We start from the raw sequence: 4,972 nt of genomic DNA, 5'->3' as shown, positions 1-4,972 counted from the left end.
TGATGACCCGGATCGAGCGACACGAACAGAAAGAGCAGAACCTCCAGCAACCCGCCGGCTGCAATACCCAGCCTGCCGCACACGCCCTGGCCGCATAACCCCCGAAGAATTTACGAACCCAAGCACTAAGGCGTGCGGCCGAGCGAGGGTCGAGCGTGGCAGGGCCGCATCCGCCGGGATGCTGCGGCGCGGCGTTGTCGGCGCGGTGGGTCCAGATCTCCCAGCGTCCTTCAGGCGTGCCCGGACAGGTCGGCACGGCGGGCAATGACAGTCCCCGCCGGTGGCGTCGCAGTAGGGCACGAGACGTTGTCTCGGTGACCGCGTGGGTATGGCTGGCCGGGGTGGTTGCCCGCCGACGTCGTCGCGGCTTGGTTCATGAGACCGTTAGGTAGTCTGACGCTGGGAGCCGGTTTCCAGGGCCCTGCATTGTTGCCTCGACCGACTGTCCGGCGCGCGCCCTGACACTGTGACCAGCGCCCACGCGCACGAGCTGCCCGCCGACGACCCCGGCGACGACGTGATCGCCGAGCGCTACCCGGTCCGGCTCGCCTCGTGACCGGCGGCCGGATCCTCAATTCGGGCGCCCGGGCAGCACTACTCGACGGCAACCTCTACCTGTCGTCGTGGCTCACGGTCGCCCGCACCGAGGCCATCGCCCTGGTCATCCGCGCCCTGGTCCGCGCCGAAGTCGCTGGGCTGCGCGTGCACCACGCGGCGCTGCTGACCATCCTCGACGATCACCCGCAGATCCTTGCCCTGCCGCTGAGCCGGACCGACGCCGTAGCCGTCGAACGGATGATCACCAGCAACGTATGGGACGCCACCGCCGGCACCGTGGCGCACCGCTCGCCAGCGCGGCTACCAAGTACTCACCGGCGACACCGACCGGCTGACCCGGATCGACCCGGACGTCTCGTTCGACGTCATCGCCTGATTGAGGCCCCTCGCTGGCCGTCGGCTTTAACGGAAGTCTGAGAAAAGTCGGGCCGGGCGGCGGTCATCGCTCGGGGAGAACCTCGCAACCTGTCGCTCAAGATGAAGGACAGGAAAGTCAGCTCACGTCGATGACTGCGAGGAGCGCGCTGGTGGGTTCGGTGGCTGAGAGCGCGCTGGCCGCCGCCACGAGGACTAGCAGGCTCGCGGTGAGAGCCATGATGACGCGGAGGGTCCTGCGCATGAACCTGACGCGGGAGTCGTCGGCGACGCGCCGCCTCCGCAGAGACGCACTTGCTAGGCCGGTTACCGCCATCGCCGTGGCGGCCATCGCGACCATGACCCAGTGGTAACGCTCCACCTCGCCGAGAAGCACTGTCAACGCGGGGGAGCTGGCATGTGGGCTAGCTGACTCCGTCAGCCCTTCGCGCATTTCACGCAGAGTCTGAGCGAGTTCACCGCCGGATGCTCCGCCGTCCAGCAGCGGCAGTAACGCGACCAGCGGTACGGCCGTCGCCTGGATGTTCAGGATCAGCAGTCCCGTCGCAAGGATCGTGAAGACGGTCGCGCCGATAGCACCCACCGCGTACCTGGCCGCGGCGTGCAGGTACCTGCGCCACAGCGCGACGGCGAGCAGGGCGAAGACCATGACCATCAACACGCTGATCACCACCTTGATCGCATGCCATCGGAACCAGTAGTCGACTAGCTTGGCCAGGAGGGCGGGAAACTCCGCTCCGCCACCTCGCCAATACTCGACGAGACCTCGCCCGACCGCGCCCCGCAGCGCCGGCTCGTCGCTGAAAGCCCCGTCGGTGCCGCGGAGGAGGGCGGCCGGGACGAGCACGAATGCCGCTACCAACGCCGAGCCGGTGCCCAGGAGTAGGCCGATCACGAACCTCGAACTCAGTTGAACCTTGCTCATCGCTGCCATCCCGCCACCCCGGATACCGCCCGCACGTCCGTCCGGAGAGCGCCGGTGGCCCAGATGAAGGGCGGATCGTCCCAGGCGAACCCGACGCCGACGTTCGCAGTCAGGAATACCGGGGCAGCTGCCTCCCAGCAGAGGGCGCCCATCGTGGTGTCCGCAGTAGAAGATCGCACGGGACTGAGTACATCAACGGCGCTGCTTCCAGAGCACTACGGCAGACACCCTTGGCCCTGGTAGGGCTAGCCCTACCAGGGCCAAGCAGGACGCATGGCGCCGTCGCCGGCGCCAAGCCGAGCAGTGCGGCACGTGTTCAATGCCGCTGCCTGATGTACGTCGTCTCGGCTCACCACCCGCAGGTCGGCCGATCGGACCTTCACGACGGGGGTATCGAACGCGAACTCCACGTTGCACCCCTCTGCGAACGAAACCGTTACGTGAGTGTCGGGACCTGCTGGATGGTTGTCCATCCATTGCACGTGGACGACCTCAGCCGTCAGGGATCCATCCGGACGCACCAACGCGAATCCTCAAGGTCGCCTTGGGCGACATCCGGATGGAGCCGTCCACGCTGCTCCTCCCGCCAGCGCCGTCGTGCGTCGGTGTTCGCCATGGAGTGCATTCTTCAACGGGCCACTCCGTCGCGAACCCTCGGTGTGTACAGCCAGTCACCGAAGTGCGAACGTCCGGATCTGGCCGCCGAGCGTGCGCGGACGACTCGCCGGGCCGTGACGCCCGGTGATAGGTCTCTAAACTGTCAGGCGTACTGAACTGCCGAGAAGAGTGCAGCTGATCGGGGCCCGCCATCCCTTATTGCTCGACACGGCCATGGCATGGTGATAGATCTTCGCGTTGTGGTGGAGAGCGAATACCGGGCTGGCGACGTGCTGAAGGTCTCCTGCTCGTTTACCCCAGCGAGGGTGATCGACGTTTCCAACGGACACGTGTCGATCCGCTGGCCATGGTGGCAAAGCGATCCGGATGCCGTGGGATTCGAATGGAACGGGAACGTGGCAATCGCCCGCGGCACCGACACGCCCGACTGGTCCGCCGAGCTGTTCCGCACCGAACCCTCCGCCGAGATGCTTCAAGCTGGAGCGGATTGCCGTGTCGGCATTCCTCCCACCGTCGTGCACGTGATTGAGGCGCAGAGCTTCGATCCGCCGCTCGAGACGGGTCGACTGCCGCGCCCTCACCGCGAGATCATGGTCCTGCGCTGCGGCGTGTCAGAGGATGTCAACGCCGTTGAGCAGGGAACAAGCATCAACCCAGACGATGACATCCCATTGGTTATCGATCTTGTGTTCCGACCGTACGCCTTCCTGAACATCGGCGACGATGTCGCCGACTGCCGCGGGCGGTGGTGGCGTTTCGGCGGGCCGTGGGACTTGCACGCTTACGACGAGCAGGAAGGAATCCCCACCTGGCCGTTGGTTCTGATAGCCAGCGGCGACGGCTCGGTGGACGCTGAGCGTCAGGCGCTGGTGGCTGCCGCCACCACGGCCGGCTCCCACGAGACAGAGATCGAAACGTGGCGACGAGCCGCCCACGCAGCGCCTCCGATGCACTGAAGCAGGTGCCTGGTGCAGCCATCACGTTGCAAGCGCGGCCAGGCCCCAGGGTCATTGCGTTGTCGGGTAGCTGCTGGTCACGGCGGTGATCAGGTCGTATGAGCGTCGGTTGGCTTGGCGTGTGGCGCGGGCGATGTTGGTGGCGCCGTTGAGGCGGTGCCAGCCGATCGCCGTGCTACGCAGCGTTGCGATGACGGCGGGTCCGGTGCCGGTTCGGGCTTGGTGCAGGTCTTCACGGAACGTCACGTCGCGGACGTGATGGAGGCGGTTCTCGATGTGCTAATGCCGCCGAATCCAGGTCTGCAGATCACGGACCGAGGCGTGGCTAGCGGTTAGTGACACGGTTAGGTAGGCCGTCTCGCGGCTGGTCTTGCCGGCGACGATCCGGGTGCGGGTGATCCGGACGGCTTGCAGGGCGTGCGGGAAACCGATGCCGCCCGGGGGTAGCGACGGTGACGGCCTTGACGGTGCGGGTCTCGCGGCGGCCGTGACCTCGATCGCGGGTCCGGTCACCGACGGGAATCTGCGCCCACGGCAGGCGTTTGAGCTGCTTGAACAGGGATGGCTGGTTGCCTTTCACCTGCACGAGCAGATGAGCTCGACGGGCGGTGACCTCGTCGGCGTGCCCGGTCTGGGTGTGCGGGGCATCGGCGATGAACAGGACCCCGGCCAGAGTGCCGAGCACCTTCTCGACAGCGTCGAGCAGCGGCGCGAACGAGGTTATCTCGTTGGACTTCGTATCCACGGTGACCTGGGCGAGCACGATCCCGGTCGCGGTATCCAGCGCGGACAGCAGATGAACCTGACGGCCGTCGCCCCGGCGGGCGCCGCGCAGGGTCTTGCCGTCCACAGCGATCACGCTGCGGTAGCGGCGTGGTGTCGGACCCGGCTGAGGAGCCCGGGCGTGCAGCCAGCCGGCGAGGATGGTGGTCAGCAGTGTCGGATCGAGACGGATCAACAATCGCCACATCGTCGTGCCGGCGGGCACACCGTCGCTGAAGCCGAGCCGGGTGCGGGCGTGTTCGTCGAGGTCGTGCAGCCAATCGGTGATCGCCGCGAATGAGGATGCGCCGGCCATGACCGCGCAGACCGCGACGGCCAGCACCGCCGACAGCGGATAACGGATTCCGCGGGGGTCACGCGGATCGGGAACCGCGGCGAGGGCGTTCAGCAACCCGCGCTGTTCACCGTCGGTGACCGGCCTCGGTGCGGTGGTGGCATGGGGTGTCGTGACGGTCAGTGCGGTGATGAGAGATGATGCCATCGGCGGGTGAGGTCCTCGGAGCTTCGTGTGGCCTAGAGAACTTCATGATCACCGACGTGATCTCACCCGCTACTTCCGCCTCCATAGAGGCCACTCACGCCGCGAATCCCCACTTCAGAGCCCTGCCGTCCGAGAATGCAATGGCCCTGCCGTCTACCGGTGGGTGCAGCGGTTCACCCCGCTGCTGGCCGACGCGGCCCGGTTCACCCGCCGCGCTCCGGGTGACCGCTGGTACGTCGACGAAACGTACGTCAAGGTCAACGGTGTCTGGCGGTA

Annotated in this window: 5 protein-coding genes and 1 pseudogene; 3 read left to right on the top strand and 3 right to left on the bottom strand. The window is 66.8% G+C overall.

What is annotated here, in order from left to right:
* The first annotated feature begins 552 nt into the window (after window positions 1-552).
* On the top strand, window positions 553-975 hold the full coding sequence (locus tag QLQ12_RS46595) for a hypothetical protein (RefSeq protein WP_282767514.1): 423 nt from the start codon (window positions 553-555) through the stop codon (window positions 973-975).
* Window positions 976-1,051: 76 nt separating this feature from the next.
* Here the strand turns inward: QLQ12_RS46595 and QLQ12_RS46590 are convergent, their stop codons facing one another.
* Entirely contained in the window at window positions 1,052-1,858 is an 807-nt protein-coding gene (locus QLQ12_RS46590; protein WP_282767513.1) for a hypothetical protein, read from the bottom strand.
* An 857-nt stretch (window positions 1,859-2,715) separates the two neighbouring features.
* Here QLQ12_RS46590 and QLQ12_RS46585 point away from each other — a divergent pair.
* Complete coding sequence (locus QLQ12_RS46585; RefSeq protein ID WP_282767512.1) at window positions 2,716-3,432, top strand: hypothetical protein; 717 nt, start codon at window positions 2,716-2,718, stop codon at window positions 3,430-3,432.
* A 51-nt stretch (window positions 3,433-3,483) separates the two neighbouring features.
* Here the strand turns inward: QLQ12_RS46585 and QLQ12_RS46580 are convergent, their stop codons facing one another.
* Window positions 3,484-3,678: a hypothetical protein gene (locus tag QLQ12_RS46580; protein ID WP_282767511.1), complete on the bottom strand. Its 195-nt coding sequence runs from the start codon at window positions 3,676-3,678 to the stop codon at window positions 3,484-3,486.
* Window positions 3,679-3,757: 79 nt separating this feature from the next.
* On the bottom strand, window positions 3,758-4,696 hold the full coding sequence (locus QLQ12_RS46575; RefSeq protein ID WP_282767510.1) for an ISAs1 family transposase: 939 nt from the start codon (window positions 4,694-4,696) through the stop codon (window positions 3,758-3,760).
* Window positions 4,697-4,844: 148 nt separating this feature from the next.
* Between QLQ12_RS46575 and QLQ12_RS46570 the strand changes: the two are divergent.
* Window positions 4,845-4,972: pseudogene (locus QLQ12_RS46570) on the top strand (IS6 family transposase); the annotation flags it as partial.

It is taken from the genome of Actinoplanes sandaracinus (assembly GCF_030009775.1).
Classification (GTDB): domain Bacteria; phylum Actinomycetota; class Actinomycetes; order Mycobacteriales; family Micromonosporaceae; genus Actinoplanes; species Actinoplanes sandaracinus.
The sequence above is the reverse complement of the archived record's forward strand: the minus strand, read 5'-3'. Positions and strand labels throughout refer to the sequence as shown.